A 22,055-nucleotide genomic window follows, 5' to 3' on the forward strand; every position below is an offset into this window, starting at 1 on the left:
ATATATTCTTTTGCTTTTCTAATTATGTTTTCTATTTCAGAAGCAATTCCTTTTGTTGTTAAAAATTCCATTTTTTATTTTCTCCAAAAGTACCCCGGTACGGGTATTCGTACATCATATTTTCGGCTTTTTCCCTCTATCTTATCAGCAAAATTACCGAAAATATAAAGGGGTCTCAGGGATTACGCATGAAAAATGTATACACAGAAAAGAAGCGTATATACATAAAAAAGGCGGAACGCGAGGCAGCGGCAATGTCGCCGAGCCGCTCTGACCGATGGCAAGCAAAATTTCGTAGAAATTTTGCGCAGTCCGATTCCAATTACGGTCAGCCGCGGCGAACGGCAGGGCTGCTGCCAGGAGTGCAGCCGATTTTTTACGGTACGGTTATTTTTGGGGGAATATAGATTCTCATGCGTAAGACCTGGGGACGTATCGTACGGTAGGTTTTTTTTAAAAATCATGATAGAATATATAGGGGCGGGAGCTCACAATCCCCTGACTATGAAAAAAGTATTTTTTATCGCACTGTATTGTATACTTATTGCCGCACCTTTTTTTTCGGCCCCGAAAGGAGCGCGTCGTTCTCTTGCGGAAATCGATCGGCTCATTCAGGAGACGGAATACGATGCGGCGCTTTCGGCTCTGTCCGATTTTATTGAAACCTATCCCGAACGTTTTGACGACGTGCAGCGGCGCTCGAATCGAATTTTCAAAACGCTCGATCGCTATACGGCGACCGCGTCTCAGCTTGTCGATACGATAGAAAACGAACCGGAAAACGGTCAAAAAATATTGGCGATCATAACGAAGCTCGAATCGTTGAAAAAAAATCCCACGGAACAGCAGCTTGCGTTTATTCACAATGCGCGCACTGCCGCTCAGTTTACGATATATCGCAAGCAGCTGCTTGTGATTTTGCAGGAAAGCGCGGACTTGGCGCGCGGCGGTAACTATACGGGCGCAGTCGATAAAGCGCAGAGCGGATTTTTTATGTATCGCGACGATTTTTTTCGAGAGCATACGGATGCAAGCGTGACGGTTCCGGTACGGAGTGCGCTTTCTTACGTCGACGAAAAGATCGCCGCATATAAAGCGCTCGAAGATGTGTTACAGGACGCGGTCTCCTCTTTTGCCGATGCCGTCCGTTTGGACGACGTCGAAAGCACACAAGCATCGTTTATCGCCGTGCAGCATGCGTTCAATGCGTTTGCGGAAGTGCGGAACAGTATCTATCGGCTCGGTTATGAGCTGTCGGATATGGGACAGGCGATGCAGGCGGAAAAGTCGGCAACGGATGCGTTGTTTTTGTCCTTCGTTTCGCGCTGTATACTCGGCATCAATACGATCGCGGATTCGGGTGTCGCCGGTGCGCTGGACTACGAATGGGACGCGCTCATAAAACGTATGGAAGACGAGATCGCGTCGATCCTTACACAGCGAGTCGAATCGTTCGTGTATGCGTTGAGTTCCGACGGTTTTGCCGACGTCAGTGCGTTTCCGGAACAAAAAGATCTTTCGGCGATCCTGTCGTTTGCCGAAATCGGAAAATCCGTAGACGCGTTGTATGCGTTGCGTATGGAATTGGATAATACCCCCGAAGAATCGAAGTTTCCGAATTTTGCCGTATCTGTCGATTATGCGGCGTCTCTTGCGTCGCGCTTTTCCGCACTGCTGGAATCAGGGCAAACGATGACGGCAGAACGGCAAAACGCTTTCGCGCTGTCGGAACCGAGCGATTATGAAAAAGTTGAGGAAGGAAGTGAGTATACGGCATCGCTCCTCGCGGCATCCGAACGTGTGAAATCGGCTCAATCGAAAATCTCGGAAGATGCTTTCGAACAGTCTCCCGCAGCCGTCGCCTATCTCGGCGCGCAGCATACCGAAGACCCCGACGACGAAGTGATCCCGTTCGACAACCTCGTCGGCGCATATAGAAAGTACATTCATGATGCGGCGGACTTCAGCCGCAATACGGAGATCGAACTCTGGCAGAGGATCGCTTCGTATTACGCTGCGTGCGGAGCGTCCTATGTTACCGCGCGGGAAAACGATGTTGCTGCAATCAAAGCCTTGGACGGCGGCAAATTCGATGAAGAGTCGGGAACGACGTTTCGCTATCCGTTTGAAGTAACGGAAGCTGTCCGTGCGTTTCAAAAAAAGCTTTCCGAAAATAAAGCCGTCCTCGTTTCCGGACGTACGCTGCTCGCAGGCGGAGAAAATGTCGACGCATATGCACTGCCGCTCCAATCCGTTTACATTTCGATTACCAAGCTCGACTCGCTTGCACCGGATGTAGCGGCTATCGGAGCGTCCGCGCTTGAACAGGTAAAAGCGGCGCAGCGCGCGAAGAACGAAGCGGATCTCCGATACGATCAAGCGCAAAAAGCGCTTGCGGCAAACGATTTCGATGAAGCGCGAAGGCGGCTGCAGGAATCGCGTACGAAATACAATGAATCGCTTTCGTATCAGGAATCCGAACAACTGCGTAGCGAATCCGACGGACGGCTCGCTTCGCTCGGCGAGCGCATTCAAACGCGGCAAAACGAAAGTATCGTTCGTCGTGTACGCGATATAAAGACGCGGGCACGGACGGAATACTACAACGGAAATTTCAGCAGAGCGGAATCCCTTTTGTCGCAGGCGAAGGCGCTGTGGGCATCGACGAATATCGAAGAAGACGAAGAAATCGAGTCGCTGTTCGCGCTGGTCGGTACGGCGCTTTCGCTTCGTACAGGACGCGTTCTTTCGCCGTCGGCACCGCTCTATCCCGAAATGTCGCAGCTTTTGAGCATAGCGCGGCAGTATTTTAACGAGGGACAGGATTTATTAAAAAAAGGCGATGAGGACGAGGGAAGGATGCTCCTCGCCCAAGCGTTGCAAAAGATTCAGGAACTCCAGCTCGTCTACCCCCTCAATCGTACGGCGAGCCTTTTTGCGCTGCGTATCCAGCAGGTGCTCAATCCTTCGGGCTTTGCGACTCTCTTTGCGGAGCGCGTTAAAATGGCACAGGCGAATTACAAAATTCCGGAAAAGCGGCAGTCGGCCTATACCGATCTGCTCGATTTGCATGAAATCGATCCGTCGTACCCGGGACTTGCCGCTCTGATCTACGAAACGGAAATCGATTTAGGTATACGCCGCCGCCCGCAAGACCGCACGGCGATCGTAAAGGCGACATCCCTTACGAAGCGGGCACAGGGTATCATGGAAACTGCGGGGCGCGATGAAGTAAAGCTGCGCTCGGCTCTTTCGCTCGTCGATCAAGCGATTTCCCTCGATCCGAATAACGATGCGGCGCTCCTTTTAAAAGACCGCATACAGATCGCGATCGGCGGCCAGACGCTTATCGTATTGTCGTCCGAAGACGAAGCGAAATATCAAAAGGCGGTCGCCGCGCTTCAGGACAATAACCTCGTCACTGCAAACGCGCTCGTCGAAGAGCTGCTGCAAAAATCGTCAAATAAAAACTCTTCGAAAATCATCGACTTGCAAAAAAAGATCCGGGCGCTGCTGTGATGAATCGAACGATAGCGACCGTAAAACGCGCGGCTGCGTTCGCAATCTGCGCGGCAGTTTTTTTCACATCCGTTTTCCGCCTCTCCGCTCAGACGATGTATTGGGAAGATCCCGTGCGCATTACGAAAGGCGATGCGCGCTTTCCCCGTGTTGCGACGGACGGTACGAAAAACTACGTGTTTTGGCAGGAAATCGATACGCACGAAGAGATGATATGGCTTTCGTGCGAGTATACCGATGTGCGCGGCGTACGGCGCATAAACAGCCGCTTTGCAGGTCCCTTTCCGTATTCCGGCAGGATACCCGACATCTATTCCGCAGCGGTTTCGAAAAAAGGTACGATCGCCGTCGCCGTCCTTTCCGGCACGAATTCGCTTTCAATTTTGACGTCAACCGACGGAGGCGCCCATTTTACCGAAGCGGATATCCCTCACTATACCGAACCCTTTGTCGCGCCACAGATCTATGCAACCGATCGCGGTACCTTTATATTGTTCGTGTCGCTCGGGCAAAACGCTTCGTTCGCAATGTATACGGCATCCTCTTCCGACGGTTTTTCGTGGTCGGGGTTTTCTCCGTTTATGCCGTCCGTTTCTTTGATAAACCCGTTTATCCCCGTATTCACTTCGATGCCGAAAAACGATGCGGTCGTACTGCAAGCCCAGTATATTTCGGGGAACCGCATATCCTATCAGCTCTATGGGACTTTTTCTTCCGATGCGGGGATGACGTGGTCGGAGCCTCTGCTTTTGACCGATGAAGCTTCTCTCGCTTCCGACGATACGCGCAATTTTTCCGTATATCACAATCAGCGTCCGGTTCTGTTTACGCAATCCGGCATCACCTATATCGCGTGGGAGCGGACGTATTACGCTTCCGAAAATTCGTACATTTGGATCGCAGAGCTGACGAAAGACGGTATCGTTCCCGGTACGGCGAAACAGATCAGCGGTGAAGGAAATGCGAATCGTGCCGTGCTCTTTTCATTTAATAATATGCTGTCGGCCGTTTGGTTCGATACGAGAAGCGGCATCGAAACCGTGCGTATGGCGCAGAAAAAAGGTTCACTGTGGGAAGAGACGGCGATCTCTTCGGGACGTGTACCCTCTCTTTTTGCGTTTCCGGTCATCACGCGGCAAAAGTCGAAAGCGGTACGGCTGTCCTTCGTGTGGCAGGAAAATCTCGCGAAGGGGAAGCCGGGTATCTATCGTCTCGAACCCGATATATCGGTTCAAGCTCCTTCACTTACGCCCCTTTCATTTGAAGAAGGGAAGCGTTCTCACGCATCCCGCGTTCGTTTCCGCGTCACTCTTCCGTCCGATTCGTCGGGAGTCGCAGGCTATTCGTGGAGCTGGTCGCAAGATAGATCGGAGGAACCTCCTGAAACGATCATGCATACTTCGGAGGAGCGGACGGTCGAAACGAATGCGTCGGTCGAGGGTGAGTGGTATTTTAAAGTGCGGGCGACGGACTACGCGGGCAACTGGTCTGATCCCGCCGAAGTCGCGTATTATCTCGATTTGACTGCGCCCGCAAAGCCTGTGATCGAACTGCCCGAAACGGACGCATACGGTTGCGTCGATTCGAATTCCTTCAGCATACGCTGGCAGCCGGATGCGGCCGACGGCGATGTCGCAGGTTACACGTGGAATTTGCAATACATTGCACCTATCGACAGCCGCCTCGTCCACACGAAGCGCCGCCCGATACGCGTGAGTCCCGATGAGGCGAAGCCGATCGTTGCCGCGCTGCTGTCATCTCATGCGGATGAAGTGCTCCATGCGGAAATGCCGCCGCGCCGCATACTCGGAAGAGAGGCCTCCGTTTCGTATGCAAACCGTAAAAACGGTCTCTATGCGTTTTCCGTTGCGGCGATCGATACGGTCGGCAATATCGGAGAGGCGTCCGTGGTGCTCCTCGTGCTCAACAAATACGTGCCGTCGACGTATATCACATCGGTCGCGTCGTCGTCCGATATGTTCGGAAACGTAACGCTCGATATCGTCGGCGGAGGATTTACTTACGAGGGTACCGTCGATACGGTCTATATCGACAGGGACGGCAAAGCGCCTTACGATTTGACACTTCGACGGAGCGACGGTCTGTTTCGCGTCGCATCGGATAACCGCATCGTCGATATTCGTATCGGTACCGCGCTCGACGAAGGCACATACCGCATCGGCATCGTGCATCCGGAACGCGGGCTTTTTATGAGCGAGCCGATATTCCGTGCGGAAAAAAACGGTACGGTCAAAATGGAACGGCGCTACGCATACGATTCACCGTGGCTGCCCGTAAAAACGATATCGCCGTATCGTATACAGGTCGGAACGATTTTGCTTTGGATAGTGCTCGTGCTTGCCGCAGCGGGTTTTGCGTTTGCGGTTTTCGGGTTGATACAGACGCTGCGGGACGTGCTTGCCGTCCGCATGGAAATACGCGCGCTCATTGCAGGAGATGGTATGCCGCAGGGAAAGAAAAAACGGTTTATGCAGCTGAGACGAAAAGGCATGAGTCTCAGGTTCAAGTTGGTGTTGTTTACGACGCTCCTCGTCATCGTCACCGTCGCGCTCGTTGCGGTGCCTTTCGGTGTCAATATGCTGCGTACACAGCGGCGTACACTTGCCCACGGGCTTTCCGAACGCGTCGATATGCTCCTCGAAAGTTTGACGTCAAGTACGCGCATCTATATGTCGACGCAGAATATCCTTGAGATGAATTACCTCCCCGATCAAATGTCGTCGCTCGAAGAAGCCCGGTACGTAACGATTACCGGCTATCCGTCGAATAACGCGAATTCGAGCCTTGCGTACGTGTGGGCGACGAACGATCCCGATATTTTGCACAAGATTGGAAATTCGACGCTTACCTACGGTGCATCGGAAATCACGGATGCAGCCGTCCAAGAGATCGCGATGAGATGTGAAAAGCTCAATGAAACTGCTGCAAAAGAGGCGGGCGGCATTGCAGCGGATATAGCGGAACTCAACGCGGAAGGCATTTCGCTCGCGCTTCGAACCGACAGGCGCTCGGTAGCCCGCCGTGAAGAGATCGCACGGATTACGGCACAGCTTTCGACAAAGCTGACCGTCGCGCTGAACGAGCTTGGCGAAAACGGAAGCGGATCCGTTCCGCCTTATGACGATATGCATTTCGATCCTGTAAACACCGATTATCTTTTTTATCGACCCGTACTGTACCGGCACGGTACGTCACAGGAGTATGTGCGGGGCATTGTCCTCGTTCAAGTGTCTACGAAAAATATCGTTGCTGAAGTCTACAATGCGCGTCGCAGCGTATTTTTGGCGGCCGTCATTATCGGCGCCTTTGCCGTTTTGATCGGTGCCGCCGGTTCCTTCGTTTTGGCGTCGATCATCGTAGCGCCCATTCGGGAGCTTGCACGCCATGTGCAGATCATCGGTGAGACGAGCGACAAGATGAAGCTTGCCGGCCGCGATATAAAAATCAAAGGACGCGATGAAATCGGACAGCTCGGAGAGAGCGTAAATGAAATGACACACGGACTTATCCGCGCGGCCAAAGACGAGCGGCTGCTCATGGACGGCAGAGTCGTGCAACAGACCTTCCTTCCGCTTGTGACAGGTGCAGACGGCGTAAAAGAAACGGTCGCAAAACTCGATGACGATAATCTTCAGTGTTTCGGCTATTACGAAGGCGCGACGGGAGTTTCGGGAGATTATTTCGATTACAAAAAACTCGACGAACGTTGGTATGTTTTAATAAAATGCGACGCGTCGGGACACGGCGTTCCTGCAGCCCTTCTCATGACAATCGTAGCGACGCTCTTCCGTACGTATTTCGCAAACTGGTCGTACGAAAAAAACGGCACGCAGATAGACACGGCCGTTTCTCAGATAAACGATTTTATCGAATCGCTCGGCATCAAGGGAAAATTCGCAACGATCATCATCTGTCTTTTCGATACGTATTCGGGCGACGTCTATATGTGCAATGCGGGCGACAATATCGTCCACCTGTACGACAATATGGCGCAGAAAGAAACGGAGCTGACGCTCTTCGAAACGCCTGCGGCGGGTCCGCTTTCGTCAGCGCTCGTCGCTTCGAAAGGCGGGTTTAAAGTCGAAAAAGCACACTTACAAAAGGGAGACGTGCTCTTTCTCTATACCGACGGAATCGAAGAGGCGACGCGGAAATTCCGCTCTCCGTCGTTTGCCGTTATGCACTGTGCCGAGCAGGGTCTGCATCCGGGAGATATTCACGGCAATCACAAAGTCGGAGAGGATTCCGAACAGTTGGAAAACCGTCGCGTCGGTGAAATCATCGAATCGGTGTTCGCACGCCGCGCTTATACGCTTAAAAAATTTCACAATCCGATCCCCGATGAAGATCTCGTATTCGATTTTTCGACGTGCAAAGGTACGATCGAAGAAGCCGTCATTGCGCTCGTATCGATCGAAAAAGTGTTCCGCATGTATAAGTCTCCCGACGTGACGGCAGCCGATATCGTGCGCGTCGATAAAAAAATCGATGCATTCCTTGAAAAGCATTTCAATCGATATAATTATTATTGCGGCGTAAAACGGGAAAGTGCGGAAGGGCAGAACTATTTCGAATACGTGTATCTCCGCGAAGACGAACAGCTCGACGATTTGACGCTGCTCGCCGTCCGCCGTCCGTAAAACCTTTTGCAAAACCGGCGATTTGTGTGTATATTATAGGGGAGATGTACAGGGAGGTTGTATGGCTATCGGTGATAAAATCAAACGGTATTTCGACAAAGGCGTCGCAGTGTCCAAGACGGCATTTGACAAAGGCATGGAAGTCTCCAAAACCGCGTTCAACAAAGCGAGCAGCGCCGTTCAGGATTTCAGCGACAAAAGCGTTGTCCGCATAGAAAAACATCAGTTCGAAACGAAAAAAGAAGAAGAGCTGCTTGCGCTCGGGAAAAAAGTTTTCGAAAAATTTTCCGGCGATGCGGCATCTGCCGTTCACGGCGACGATGCGGATATCGCGCCGATCCTTGCTGAAATAAAGCATTGCGACGAAGAGATCGCAAAGCGCGAAGAGGCTCTTGCTCAAAAGCCGAAGCAGGACTGAACGTTTAAAAGCGCCGCTGAAATAGCGCGGCACTTTTAACTTCAAGTTTGCAAGGCAAACCGTTTTCTTCCGAAAACTCGCGGATGTACGTGTGCGCTCTCGCGCACTAATGCGGCATTTTCGAAAGTTGACACTTCCTGCAATGCCGCATTTTAAGGAACGGATTTTTACTGTACCTGCCGTTCGGAGCAAGAGCGCCGGAAGGTAAAACAAACGGCGGGCTTTATACATACCCGCCGTTCGATCATTTAATTATTAATAATTTTTTGTCGGCGGTTCGTTCAGCGCGATGCCGCGGATTTTCCCGCCGTTTTTCCGAATACCATGCAGTCTGCGATCGCGTTCCCGCCGAGCCGGTTCGAACCGTGAATGCCGCCGGTAACTTCACCGCAGGCGTATAAGCCCGGAACGGGTTTTCCGTCCGCGCCGAGCACTTCCGCATTCGTGTTGATTTGAATGCCGCCCATCGTGTGATGCACGGTCGGAACTTTTTTGCACGCGTACCACGGACCTGCGTCGAGCGTTTTGTCATCCGGGCTGTTCGACGTAAATCCGAGTTCGTCTTTTTCGACTTCTTTTGAAACGACGGAGTTGTACTGTGCGACCGACGCTTTCAGGTCGTCGGCGTTCATCTTCGTCTTTTGCGCAAGTTCGTCGAGCGTCGCCGCTTCAATGACGGAGCCCTGTGCGACCATATTCGCGATCGTCGCGCCGTTGTTGTCGACGAAATCCCGTGAGGGATAGCGCACGGAATTGACGACGATCCAGTAAGTGCTGCCGTCCTGTGCGAAAATCGCTTTGCACAAAGTATCGCGAGCGGCGTTTTCGTTTACGAATCGTTTACCCGAAGCGTTGACGAAGATGCGGTTTTTGCCGGACGTGCGGATGTTTTCCATGAGGCCGGTTCCCGGCGTGCCGCAGGGATGGAGCTGGATATCGGGCATGCCGACGACGTTTGCGCCCGCGCTTTCGGCGAGCGTAATGCCGTCGCCCTGCGCGCACAGGTACATATTCGTCGTACCGATCGAATTGTCGAGCTTCACTTCTTTCCAAACGCCCGTGTTCACTTTTTGGCGGAGCGCGACGTTCGCACCGAATCCGCCGGTTGCGATGATGACGCCTTTGGAAGCGTTGACCGTGATTTTCCTGCCTTTGTTTTCTCCGACCGCGCCTGAAACTCTGTCGCCTTTTTTAATAAGCGACGTCGCTTTCGTGTCCGTGATGACGGTGATATTCGGATGTTTTGCCGCGTACGCTTCGAACACTCTGATGTAGCTGTTGCCGGACGGCGTTTTCGGATAGTGGCTGCGCTGACCGAGCGAACCCGTCGCGGAGCCGACTTTGTCTTTAAACTGTACGCCGATCGATTCGAGCCATTCGACTGCGGGATAAGCGTTGCTCGTCATATAGCGCACGAGAGAAGGGGTGCCGGTGTTGTGCCCGCCCGTCAGCGTCGCATTGTAAAAGGTTTCGACGGAATCGGTGATACCCTGCGGCACTTGGCGCTTGGGGTCTACGGCGTTGAGCGCACCTTCGGAAACGTTCGTGCTTCCGCCGAGCAAACCGATTTTTTCCATGACGATGACTTTTGCGCCGTTCTGTTCTGCGGAGATGGCCGCCGCAAGACCTGCGCCTCCTCCTCCGATGACGAGCACGTCCGTGTCGTAGGTTTCGTCTTTAAGTTGTTTCGCTTTTTTCGGCTGTGTCCATTTTTTAATGTCGGCTCCCGACTGCACGAGACAGTCGCGCACCGCAGCGATGAGCGAACGGCTCGAAATGCTTGCACCAGTGACGACGTCTACGGCGAGCGATTGGTTGTCGATGATCCTCGCGGCGACCGTTTCGAGCGCTTTTTTCCCGACGCCGATCGTTTCAAGGTTTTTCGAATAATCGATGTCGGTGATCTTTCCGTTGCTTATCGTGACCGATACGGTCATCGGCGCGTTGTGTCCCGAAATCGTTTTCGAATAAGTTTGCGATTGCGCTTTTTTTGCAGCGGTTGCCGCACCTGCGAGCAATGCGGCCGCACACAAAAACAATGCGATTTTTTTCATGTAATATCCTCTCATCTGTTTTATTTCGCATCAGTAACGACGGTTTCGCCTGCGAGCTTACCGAATACGACCGTGTCTACGACGGCGTTGCCGCCGAGGCGGTTCGCACCGTGGATGTCGCCGGTAACTTCGCCCGCCGCGTACAAACCGGGGATCGCTTTGCCGTTCGTGCCGAGTACGCGTGCATCGGTGTCGATGGCGACACCGCCCATCGTGTGGTGGATGCACGCTTTACGGGGTGTTGCGATCCACGGGCCGTGCTCAAGTTTTACCGAATAGAGCGTCCGTCCGAACTCGTCGTGTCCCGAAGCGACGCTCGCGTTGAACGCATCGACGGTCGCTTTGAGGACTGCGGCATTCATGCCGAGTTTTGCAGCCATCGCGTCGAGCGTGTCGGCCTTATACATAAAGCCGTTCTTTTCGCAATAGTCGAACGTAAAGCCGTCAGCGCTCCGCCACGACGGATCGTTGATGTCTTTGTATTTGTCACCGTCGGCGCATTCGAGGACGTAGTAGAATTGATCGGGCTGATTGAAAACGGCGAGACAAATGTTGTCGCGGCGGCCGCCTTCGTTCGTAAAGCGTTTACCTTCTTTGTTCACGAAGATGATCTGATCGGTGCCGTTTGCCGCGCGCAGCGTGTATTTCGAAATCTGACCGTCCTGCAAGTTGCCGAGGTACAGAAGCTGGATCTGTTCCATGTCCGCGAGAGCGGCTCCCGCGGCGGTCGCCATGGTTATGCCGTCGCCCTGTGAAGCGGAAAAGCGGTTCGTCGTTCCGACTTTGCTCAAATCGCTCCATTTGCCGGAGGTGTTGTACTGCTGCACCATTTTGCTGTTTGCACCGAAACCGCCGGTTGCAAGGATAACGCCGTCTTTTGCGGAAATCGTAAATTTATTTCCGTATCTGTCCGCACAGACGACGCCGGTAATTCTGCCGTTTTCTTTGACGAGCGCTTTCGCCGTCGTTTCGACTATGAGCGAAACGTTGTTCATCTTTTCGATATTGTCGATATAGGTCGAAAGAAAACCCGTGCCGAGTTTCATAACGCTCGTATGGGTGCGCTGCCACAGAGACCCTGCGCCCTGTGCGATCTTGTCGGAAAAGCGCATGCCGAGTCCTTCGATCCACTTTAATCCGCTGTATGCGTTGTATGTCAGCGTTTTGACGAGGTCGAGATTTGCGGCTTTATCTCCGCCGTTCCACGTTTGCAGCGCGTACCATTCTTTCGAGTCGAAGAGATCCGTACGCCCGCTTGCTTTATATGCATCCCACTGGGCGCGCACCGCCGCCTGAAGGGCTGCGTGTTCGTCGCTTGTCGGATTTTCCGCGAGAGCTTTTTCGATCGTCGGTTTTACCGAATCGGACATCGTAACTTTTTTTTGCAGCGCTTCATCGGCAGCGTTATAGATGGCGCCGCACACGAGCGTATCGCCTCCTACTTCGCCGGTCTTTTCCACGATGATCACCGATTTGCCTTTTTGGCCGGCTGCGATTGCAGCTGCCAATCCCGCGCCGCCGCCGCCGACAACGACGACATCCGCGCTCGCGTTTGAAGGAGCTGCTGCCGGTTTTTGCTTTTTGCTCCAGTCGGCAAGATTGCCGCCGGCCTGTTGTAAGCACTTGGTTACCGCGGCCGTAATTGCACGGGAAGTGATCGTAGCGCCGGTTACGACATCGACGTTGACGCTTTGATTTTCGACGATCCGCTGAGGAATGACATCCACCGGCGAAAGTCCGCCGGCCGTTACAACCTTACCGTTGATGTCTTTTAAGCGCGTACCGATTCCGGGCGTTTCCGCTTCTTTCGTCACTTCGACTTGCGTGATCTTTTTACCCTTGATCGTAACGCTTACTTCGACGTCGCCGTTCATGCCGCCGACCGCAGCCTTGTATGTGCCGTTTTTAACGGATTTTCCGCCGGCACCGAACAGGAATGTAGTTGCAAAAAGCGCATACGCCGCCGTTTGCAAAAGCCGAATCTTTTTCATATATCCTCCATAAAAATGATATAAAATGATTCCGATATAAAAGCTATGCCGAGAAATTTCCAACCGCTTTACGGTTCAAGTGAATGACGAGATTTTGAAAAGCGTTCATTGCAGTCGAATATAACAAAATATTTAAAACTATTCAATGTAAAATGCCGTTTTGAAGGACTTTTGTGTGTAACCTTTTTTGTATGATCGCTGTTTGAAAAGCGAATGCAAGAGCAAACGTAATCTGATTTGCTTTCTCCTCTCCTTTCTGGAGTCCTGCCGTCGGCAGGGCTCCTTTTTTTATTTCATTTACTATATACTGACGGTATGCATCGTATTTTATTTATCTGTCACGGAAACATCTGCCGCTCTCCGATGGCGGAATTCGTTATGAAAGATTTGGTACGGAAGGCGGGACGGGAGCGCAATTTCGTTATCGAATCGGCGGCGACGAGCAATGAAGAAATCGGGAACGACATCCACCCGGGTACGAGAAAAAAGCTCGACGATATGGGAGTAGCGCATGAAGCGCGCTCTGCGCGGAGGATCGTGCGTGCCGATTACGACGCATACGATTTTTTGATCGGCATGGACGACGAAAACCTGTACTATATGCAAAAAACATTCGGAGAAGACCGCGAGCATAAAATGAGCAAACTGCTCGAGTGGTGCGGCATGCATCGCGATGTTGCCGACCCGTGGTATACGGGAAACTTCGATGCGACGTGGGACGACGTGCTTGCGGGCTGCCGCGCGATTTCGGCAAAGCTTTCGTAAGCGTTCCGTTTTTCCGCGCGACCGCCGTGCGTGCGTACATCGGGCAATGCGCGTAATTGCGTGAGCGTTATTATTCTGCTATAATCGATCCGTTATGGAAAACGAAGTACGTGTTCGCTACGCTCCCTCTCCGACGGGGATGCAGCATATCGGCGGTGTGCGCACCGCGCTGTTCAATTATCTTTTTGCGCGTTCGCAGGGCGGCAAATTTATTTTGCGGCTCGAAGATACCGACCGCACGCGCTACGATGAAAAATTTGTTAAGAATTTGTACGACACGATGGCATGGCTCGGCATCGATTGGGACGAGGGCGGCGATAAAGGCGGTCCTTACGGGCCTTATGTGCAGAGCGAACGTTTCGATCTCTATAAAAAATATGCGGAAGAACTCGTTGCAAAGGGTGAAGCCTATTACTGTTTTTGCGACGAAGAGCGGCTCGCGCGCATCCGAAAAATCCAAACGGAAAATAAAATGGCGCCGGGTTACGACCGCCATTGCCGTATGCTGACCTCTGAAGAAGTGCGGGAAAATATCGCTGCGGGAAAACCGCACGTCATCCGCCTCAAAGTGCCGCTCGAAGGCGAAACGGAATTTCACGATTATCTGCTCGGAAAGATCACGTGGAAAAACGAAGATATCAGCCCGGATCCCGTTTTGCTCAAAAGCGACGGTTTTCCGACCTACCACTTGGCGAATATAGTCGACGATCACTTTATGCATATTTCGCACGTAATGCGCGCGCAGGAGTGGATACCGTCGACGCCGCTGCACGTACAGATGTACCGCGCTTTCGGCTGGAAGCATCCCGAATTCTGTCACTTGCCCATGGTCAACGGTAAAGACGGTCAAAAGCTTTCGAAGCGGCACGGCGCGACGAGTGTCGATGAATTCCGTGCGCGCGGTTATCTTCCCGAAGCGATTATCAATTACGTTGCGATGCTCGGCTGTTCGTACGAAGACGGCAGGGATCTGTATTCGCTCGACGAGCTGTGCAGCTTATTTAAAATCGAACATTTAAATAAATCGCCTGCGGTATTCGATTATAAAAAACTCGAATGGTATAACGGACAGTATATCCGCATGCTTTCGGACGAAGCGCTTTATCGCATGACGCTGCCGTTTATCACGGGGACGGGCGATGCCGCTCTTCCGATTCATTCCGACGGTGAATTGCCGCCTCCGCGCGTGGGGCCGGAATATTCGGGCATCGCGCTCGGAAGCGACGGCGAACCGGTTTGCGTTGACGCTTCCATGCAGATGACAAGCGCCGACGTAAAAGCCGCTCTTATGCGCCTCATGCCGCTTATTAAAGAGCGGCTCCACTATTTGACCGACGCCGCGGAGATGGTGCGCTTTTTGTTTACCGAACCGGCCGTGCCTCCCGTCGAAGAGATCGTTCCGAAAAAACTCGACGCGGCGAAAACGAAAGAGATATTGCTTCGCGCAAAAAATTTCGTCGACGCGGCTTTCGGTATGAGCCATGAAGAAACGGAAAATCTTGCGAGGACGGAAGCGGAAGCGCTCGGCGTAAAGCTCGGAGATTTTATGATGCCCGTGCGCATGGCGGTGACCGGCAGCAGAATAAGTCCTCCGCTTATCGGCTCGATTCTCATACTCGGAAAAGAGCGGTGTCTTTCGCGGATCGAAAAGACGCTGGAGAAGTTTTAAGGGGGGGGGATTTGCCTCAAATACAGGGATTTCGAATCCGAAACTACAAAGCTCTGAAAGATATTACACTCGGAAAGTTATGGAATAATCGTAATAGACCTTTGACGCCTCTTACCGTCGTTATCGGAAAGAACGGGAGCGGTAAGAGCAGCATTTTTGAAGCGTTCGGTTTTATCGCCGACTGTTTAAAGACGGGCGTGGAAGACGCGTGTGATGTGCGCGGCGGCTTTGAAAAGATTTTTTCGAAAGGTCAAAACATAGATGAACCTATGGCATTCGAATTGTATTATCGGGAGAGTGCGGAAGAAAGCCCTATTACGTATGAATTTTCGATAAAATTGGATAAGAATCGGAGACCTTTTATCTATACCGAACGGTTGCGACAGCGGCGAAGAGGAGAGGGACACGGTCGACCGTTTTCATTTTTGATTTTAAATGACGGAACGGGTATTGCATGGAAAGGAAAAACATTGGGAAAACGAATTGAGGAAGATGAGCATACGGTATTTGATGTAAATCCGCTTATTTCAAAAATCGAATCGGGTGATCAAACGGAAGAAACAAATGAGACGGAAGTGGTACGTCTTAACGATAACCGGCATTTGGCAATTACGACATTGGGAGCATTAAAGCAACATCCCCGTATTACTGCCTTTCGTAAATTTATCGAAGGTTGGTATGTCAGTTACTTTTCTCCGGATTCGGCTCGTGCATTGCCGCTTGCGGGCGTACAAAAGCATCTCGATGTGCACGGCGATAACGTTGCGAATGTCGTACAGTTTATGCAGCGGGAACATCCGAAACGATTCAAAGGGATTTTGGAACGCATTGCCAAGAAAATACCGGGGCTTGAAAAAATAGATACCGAAATTTCTTCCGACGGACGTTTGCTTTTGAAATTTTACGGGCAGGGATTTAAAGCGCCGTTTTACGCGCAGCAAATGTCCGACGGAACGCTTAAAATGTTTACGTATATGCTGCTCATGGAGGATCCCGAACCTCATTCCTTTATCTGTATAGAAGAACCTGAAAACGGTTTATATCATAGATTATTGGAAATCCTCGCAGCTGAGTTTCGTGAACATGCAGTCGAAAAAAAAAGCGGCTCCCAATTATTTATTACAACCCATCAGCCGTATTTTGTCAACGCTCTTGAACCGGACGAAGTTTGGATCCTTGAAAAGCAAGCCGACGGTTTTTCTGCAATTCATCGTGCAAGCGATGATACATTGGTAAAAGATATGGTTGCTGAAGGTATTCCGTTGGGAAGTCTGTGGTATAGCGAATATTTGGATAAGGATTAACCGCCGTGCATTATGAAATATTGGTGGAAGATATGTCCGGTAAAGCGATGCTCGATAATTTGCTGCCGAAAATTATTATACATACAAAAAATACTTTTCGTGTTCACGCGTACAAAGGACTTGGTATAATTCCTAAAAATCTGAAAACTGCGCACGGCGTATCGAATAGGATTTTATTGGAACAGCTTCCGCGATTATTGCGGGGATACGGTAATGTGCATAAAGTCGACAAAGAACAAATTCTTATCGTCGTATGCGATTTGGATGACCGTAATGAAAAAGAATTTTTATCCGAACTGAAATCTTTGTCGGATAATTGTCCGGTAAAGCCCAAAGCGGAATTCTGTCTTGCCATAGAAGAAGGGGAAGCGTGGCTGCTTGGCGATATAGCTGCGATTAAAAAAGCGTATCCGAAGGCGCTCGACAATGTGTTACTCCGCTATAAAAACGACAGCATTTGCGGGACGTGGGAACTGCTTGCGGATGCCCTCTGTAAGGGCGGACATTTAAAATTGAAAAAGGACGGTTTTCAAGCGGTCGGTGCGCAAAAATCAAAGTGGGCTTTGACGATAGCGCCCTATATGGACGTCTGCAACAATAAATCGCCGAGTTTTAATAATTTTAAACGTACCGTAGAAAAATATAACGATGCTCGATGAACCCCCGCTCACGCTCCTCGTATACAGCCGCTTCGTCGTTCGTGCCGCCCTAATGGGTGTTTACCCCTCGCATGCAAATCGAAGCGCGTTGTAAGCGCCGTCATATACGCCCGCTTTTGCGTTTTGCCGTATGTGCTTGATGTACATTTCGAGCAGGTCGTCCGTTTCTATGAGCGTCGCGAGCGTGCGGTGCAAGTCGGATGTGTTTTCCGTTTCGATCGTGCCGTCGCCCATTTCGCTGCCGCGGATCGCGCCCCACGCTTCGTGTTTTCCGACGCGCTGGATAAACAATTTCGGTATCGGGTAAAACGACAGTTCGCTCGGCTTTGTGATCATGATATCGCTTACGCGCATCAGCAAATTTGTTAAATAGACGGCCGCGTAGAATTCGTCGTGTAAAAATACGTGAATGCCGCGCACGTCGTCCGTTTCGGTTTCTTTGACGAAGCGCTTTGTCGCGTTCCAATCGGTGTGCATCGTATATGAAACGCCGCTTTTATCGAGATCCGCTTTGAGTTCTTTCCATCGTCCGGCGTGATCTCCCATATTTACGAAAAACGCGGCTTTGGCGCTTTCGATAAAAGTTTTACACGTTTCGATGATGTCCGCAAAACGTTGTGCCTGCGCTCCGGCTCCTCCCATCGTGAGCAAAAAGCGGCGGGGCTTTCCTTCTTTCATGCGTTCGATCCGCCGTTTGCAGTCCCTTTCGATCGCCGATACGATTTCGTAATCGACGTAGTGACCGGCTTCGAGCAGCGTGTACGGTTCGAGACAGCGCGTGATTTTGCGCTCGCCGTCCATCGAAAGGAGCGTACGGTAACCCATATATGCCGAGGGCGACTGCACGGTGTGGCGGCTTCCTTCGACGAGCCAAAATCCCATCGGGTAATTGTCGGGAATGATGCTGACAACGTTTTTGACACCGCCCATGATCGCCGCGTGTCCGACCCACGGGTGCATCGAAAGGAGCGGTACTTCTTCGGGAATCAATTCCAAAATCGGTTCGAAAAGCCGCGAGAGGATGCGTTCGTTTACCGACGCTGAAAGCGGTCTGCTCCCGACGGATGTCGCTTTTTCCCACACGTGTTTGTTGAACCACTTCCAGCGCTGTGAAACGCGGGAGAGTACATCGTACCAATACTGCAAAAAGCGTATCGATTTTTGCGCCGTGCTTCCGTCGAATGCCGTCAGATCCAAAAGGTAGGGCGTATAGCCGAAGTGCTTCGCCGCGGATGCCATCGCGATTGCAATACGCCAGTGTCCGAATCCCATGCGGATCGTGCCGATGATGATCGCATTTTTCGATCGTATGTCGCGCACTGGACCTTTCGTTTTATTTTTGTCAACGATCGTGAGCATACCGAAATCATTGTACGCTTCCCCTGCGGCGACGGCACCCGGTTCGACAGGCGTATCGTCCCGTGAAAAAAGAAAACGGCACAGGCGGTATTTGAAAAAGGCAAAACGCACTTCGCGCGGCGCAATCGGATTGCCGAATGCTTGCGTATGTGAAATGTACGGATCCATAGTGCTATTGTAATGCAAGGGAGTGCACGGAGCAAGGCGCGGCTTGACTGTCGATTGCGGTGAGCGGGATTTACAGCTTTTCGACTTCCTCTTTTGTGAGGCCGGTGGCTTCCGCAATGTTTTCAATTGACAACTTAAGAGTGAGCAAATTCTTTGCCGTTTCCCGCTTTGCTTGATATGAACCTGCGGCAATGCCGTCTCGTCGGCCTTGTAAGAGTCCGTCTTTTCTGCCTCTGCGTATTCCTGCAGCAACGCCCCGCTCAAAGCCGATCTTTTCACCCAGCTGTAAACTTTCTCTGCGTAAGTCATCTTCATGAATATTCAACGACATATACCAGCTCCTGAACTTTTCGTTCCGTTTCGCTTTTTCGACAAGCTCATCGATGTGCTGTGTAAAACCGCTCGTCGCCCGCCTCTCGCAAAGATACTTCAACAAGGCGCTCAATTCAGGCTCTCCCTCTTTACCGTAGGCACCCACATTATAAAATACTTTATACGATTTGTCATCAAGAAAAAGAGTGCCGTCCTCACTGCATAAATTGCGAAACGTATATACAGGTAAGCCTTTGCCGAAGGGATCCTGCGTACAGATAAAAATGACATAGCTCTCTTTCAGTTCGGCGTAACTTTGTCCGCGTAAGAGGTTATCGACATCCATAAGACTTTGGTAATAGCGCGTACGTTTGGGAAGAGAGGGCGGGATCGACGTTTGTATTTCGATATCGAAGATGCGCTCGGGGTCTGAGACATAGACGTCGAGACGTATGCCCCTGCTTTCGTAAAAGGGTGCTATCGTTTTTTGCAGGGATGGGTATTCTATTTTACCGACTTTGATATGCAAAAGGCGCTCCAATACACCTTTACAAATTCCTTTGTTTTTCATGACGGTACCGAACATAAAATCGTCGGTAAAGGAGAGTTCTTCGACGGGTTTATGGGTATATTCCATAGCTGCACCTTCGATTGTTGAGATAGCGCGGCAAGGAAAGCCGCTGACCTATATATCGCCTGCAAAGTGATAAATTACGCGGTTTTTTGTAAAAATAAACGGAAACATCGTTTCCTGCGCGGGGAACTTCGCGCTCCGCGCTCGTTGCAAGTTGTGCGGGGAACTTCGCGCTTCGTGCTCGTTGCAAGGTCGCGCGGGGAACGTCGTGCTTCGCATTCCATAACGTATTTTTAAAAATTACCCGTGAAACGAAGGGGAAATAGGGTTGTTTTAGAAACTAAAAAAAAGAGTTGACATCGGCGCCCGTATGTGCTATATTCGAACAGAATAACAGTGGTATTAACTGTAAACTACGGCTGTCATAAAAAGACCGTCGGTCCGACAGCCGATGCAAAAATGGAGGTTTTTTGTATGAAAAAGATTTTAGGTGTTGTGCTTGTATCCGCACTCGTCGCGGGCGCATTTGCACAAGTTACAACGGAGGTCGAATTCAGAACGAAGGTTACCGCCGCGGACTGGACATTCAAAAAAGATACCGATGCGGATGCGGCTTATCTCGTGCAGGATAATCTTGACGACACGAAGATCGGTGTCAGCGCTGCGGGAAAGAATGCCGGCGTTACGGCGGAAGTCACGTTTGATCTGAACAACGCATTGACATTAAATGGTAAAGATTATTCTTTTATCGGTGATATTAACGGTGATGGTGTCACTGATGAGAAAGATGAGCTTGCTCTGTCGAAAGACCCCTTGCTCGCTGCCGGTGATGTATTGGGATGGTTCAATATCGGCGGACTCAAATTTACCGCAGGTAAATTTGCCAGCCGCTCAACGAATGCCATGGGCTTGCGCATGCGCCAGTCTGTAGGCAAATTGATTTCCGTTTCGTTCGTTGAAGCATATAAGTTCGGTACGGCGATCAAAGACAATGTCGGTGTCGATGCGAACAATATGACGAACGGTGAAAATCTTGCCGCGATCGGCGATTATACGTTCCCGATCGGTGATGCGAAGCTTCTCGTAAAAGCCGCTATCTTCGATTCTACCCCGAAATTCCCGCACCTCAAGAGCGGTTACGGTTTTGAAGCCGCATACCAGTCCAAGCTCTTTACGATCATTGCAGACGTAAAAGTGCCGTATGCAAATACTGCAGTAACCGGTGTGTATTTCCGCATGATGCCGATCGATATGCTCGACTTTGCTGTCGGCGGTACGCTCGCATTCGATAACCGCACCGCAACCGACAATACTACGATCGGTATCGATGCTCGTGTACGCATTCTTCCCATGGATGCGCTTTCTTTCACCGTTATGGGTAACTACTCTCTTGAGACACGGAAGCAGGAAATTGGAGGCAAGACTGTTAAGGGATATACCGACGGTAAATATGTTGCGCTCAACGCGAGCTATGTGCTGAACGATATGTTTACGCTCTTCGGTGAAGCCGGATATTTTGATGCCGAAGCAAAAGCTTATCAGAAGAAGGATAACATCAAATTCCAAGTCGGTACGAACATCAAACCGGTTGAAAACGTAACCGTTTCCGGTGCCGTACAGGCTGCGATTCCGATCTACAGCGATACGCCTGCAAAAGGTACTCCTGTATTCGGACTTTCGATCCCTGTTGCTATGAAAGTTGCTTTCTAAGCTGAACTTCATTTGACGTAACCCGTGCTTTTGTACGGGTAGGGTAAAATCCCGCGGCTACGCCGCGGGATTTTTTTATGGTGCATACGCGCGCGTGGCGAGCGAGGTATACGTATTGTACGGAATCAACAACCCCGACGGAAGCGTCGGGTACAGTGCTCAACGTTTCGCACTGTATGTTCTCATAAGGTGGTTGCAGTCGGCTTTAATACCCTTTGTTACGACGCAAGCGTCGGGGTATTAAACCCTCCGCACGAATAGCTGTGTGCTCGTTTAGAGGCGATAGGCGGGGCGAGCGGGCAAACGTGTACGCGGCAATTGCCGGAATGCGGGGGCGGTGTGGGGCGTGCGTTTGAGAAAAAGCGGGGAGTAGGGGTAAAGTGTGGACTTGAGCAATCGAGGTGTGCGTCCCGCGTTTTGCGGAAAGCGCTGCCTTACAGCTTTTCGATTTCCAACTCGGTGAGGCCGGTAGCTTGTGCGATGTTTTTAATCGATAGCCCCATGCCGAGTAAGTTTTTTGCCGTTTCAAGCTTAGCTTGATATGAGCCCTCCTGCAGTGCGATTTCCCGTTCTTCTTCCCGCTGTACGGCTATATCCACGTCATAGTCATATTCGGCAATTAACATATTCATCACCTCCTTTGACTTCCGCTGTAAGTACTCCCGCAGAATGTCGTTTCGTATACACTCTTTGATCGCGTTCTGAAAGCCGTTTTCACTGTCGAGTTTCGTATGTCGCCGTACGGCTTCTACGAACAGAGTGTATTCTTTCAGCGGTTTACACGTATGTAAGATTTCATTGTCTTTATTATAATTGATATTCGTCACGCTGACAACGAGATGCTATGTTTTTAATTACCGGCAGAAGTGGTAGTCTTATCCGACGGGATAAG

Annotated in this window: 12 protein-coding genes and 1 pseudogene; 8 read left to right on the top strand and 5 right to left on the bottom strand. The window is 51.1% G+C overall.

Annotation, left to right across the window (positions count from 1 at the left end; all coding sequences use genetic code 11):
• The first annotated feature begins 504 nt into the window (after window positions 1-504).
• The 3 genes from JSQ97_RS10840 to JSQ97_RS10850 all read left to right on the top strand — a co-directional run bounded on the left by JSQ97_RS10840 (window position 505) and on the right by JSQ97_RS10850 (window position 8,598).
• Window positions 505-3,519, top strand: a complete 3,015-nt coding sequence (locus JSQ97_RS10840; RefSeq protein WP_205076071.1) for a hypothetical protein — start codon at window positions 505-507, stop codon at window positions 3,517-3,519.
• Window positions 3,519-8,180, top strand: coding sequence for a SpoIIE family protein phosphatase (locus JSQ97_RS10845; RefSeq protein WP_205076072.1), 4,662 nt, complete (start codon window positions 3,519-3,521; stop codon window positions 8,178-8,180). Before JSQ97_RS10840 ends, JSQ97_RS10845 begins: the two co-directional genes overlap by 1 nt.
• Before the next feature lie 61 nt (window positions 8,181-8,241).
• Window positions 8,242-8,598, top strand: a complete 357-nt coding sequence (locus JSQ97_RS10850) for a hypothetical protein (RefSeq protein WP_205076073.1) — start codon at window positions 8,242-8,244, stop codon at window positions 8,596-8,598.
• A 281-nt stretch (window positions 8,599-8,879) separates the two neighbouring features.
• Here the strand turns inward: JSQ97_RS10850 and JSQ97_RS10855 are convergent, their stop codons facing one another.
• Both JSQ97_RS10855 and JSQ97_RS10860 read right to left on the bottom strand, forming a co-directional pair.
• Window positions 8,880-10,652 carry a flavocytochrome c gene (locus JSQ97_RS10855; protein WP_205076074.1) on the bottom strand — a complete coding sequence of 591 codons (1,773 nt, stop codon included), beginning with the start codon at window positions 10,650-10,652 and terminating at the stop codon, window positions 8,880-8,882.
• Between the two features lie 20 nt (window positions 10,653-10,672).
• Window positions 10,673-12,643: an FAD-dependent oxidoreductase gene (locus JSQ97_RS10860; protein ID WP_205076075.1), complete on the bottom strand. Its 1,971-nt coding sequence runs from the start codon at window positions 12,641-12,643 to the stop codon at window positions 10,673-10,675.
• Between the two features lie 315 nt (window positions 12,644-12,958).
• Here JSQ97_RS10860 and JSQ97_RS10865 point away from each other — a divergent pair, with 315 nt between their 5' ends.
• From JSQ97_RS10865 to JSQ97_RS10880, 4 genes are all read left to right on the top strand, one after another.
• Window positions 12,959-13,408: a low molecular weight protein-tyrosine-phosphatase gene (locus JSQ97_RS10865; RefSeq protein ID WP_205076076.1), complete on the top strand. Its 450-nt coding sequence runs from the start codon at window positions 12,959-12,961 to the stop codon at window positions 13,406-13,408.
• A 94-nt stretch (window positions 13,409-13,502) separates the two neighbouring features.
• Window positions 13,503-15,077: a glutamate--tRNA ligase gene (gene gltX / locus JSQ97_RS10870; protein ID WP_205076077.1), complete on the top strand. Its 1,575-nt coding sequence runs from the start codon at window positions 13,503-13,505 to the stop codon at window positions 15,075-15,077.
• Window positions 15,038-16,381, top strand: coding sequence for an AAA family ATPase (locus JSQ97_RS10875; RefSeq protein WP_370590053.1), 1,344 nt, complete (start codon window positions 15,038-15,040; stop codon window positions 16,379-16,381). Before gltX ends, JSQ97_RS10875 begins: the two co-directional genes overlap by 40 nt.
• Window positions 16,382-16,596: 215 nt before the next feature.
• A complete protein-coding gene (locus JSQ97_RS10880) occupies window positions 16,597-17,040 on the top strand; it encodes a hypothetical protein (RefSeq protein ID WP_205076079.1) in 444 nt (147 codons plus the stop codon).
• A gap of 60 nt (window positions 17,041-17,100) precedes the next feature.
• On the opposite strand, the gene JSQ97_RS10885 is transcribed toward JSQ97_RS10880, so the two are convergent.
• Together JSQ97_RS10885 and JSQ97_RS10890 are read right to left on the bottom strand one after the other, a co-directional pair.
• The gene (locus JSQ97_RS10885) at window positions 17,101-18,567 is read right to left on the bottom strand and encodes a DUF6938 domain-containing protein (RefSeq protein ID WP_205076080.1); all 1,467 of its coding nucleotides are present in this window, start codon (window positions 18,565-18,567) and stop codon (window positions 17,101-17,103) included.
• A 70-nt stretch (window positions 18,568-18,637) separates the two neighbouring features.
• Window positions 18,638-19,516 (bottom strand): Rpn family recombination-promoting nuclease/putative transposase, encoded by an 879-nt coding sequence (locus tag JSQ97_RS10890; RefSeq protein ID WP_205076081.1) that lies wholly within the window; start codon window positions 19,514-19,516, stop codon window positions 18,638-18,640.
• A 411-nt stretch (window positions 19,517-19,927) separates the two neighbouring features.
• Here JSQ97_RS10890 and JSQ97_RS10895 point away from each other — a divergent pair, with 411 nt between their 5' ends.
• Window positions 19,928-21,163 (top strand): hypothetical protein, encoded by a 1,236-nt coding sequence (locus JSQ97_RS10895; protein WP_205076082.1) that lies wholly within the window; start codon window positions 19,928-19,930, stop codon window positions 21,161-21,163.
• Between the two features lie 434 nt (window positions 21,164-21,597).
• Here the strand turns inward: JSQ97_RS10895 and JSQ97_RS10900 are convergent.
• Window positions 21,598-22,002 (bottom strand): annotated as a pseudogene (locus JSQ97_RS10900) (hypothetical protein); the annotation flags it as partial.
• Window positions 22,003-22,055 lie beyond the last annotated feature (53 nt).

It is taken from the genome of Treponema sp. Marseille-Q4523 (genome assembly GCF_016901105.1).
Classification (GTDB): Bacteria; Spirochaetota; Spirochaetia; order Treponematales; family Treponemataceae; genus Treponema_D.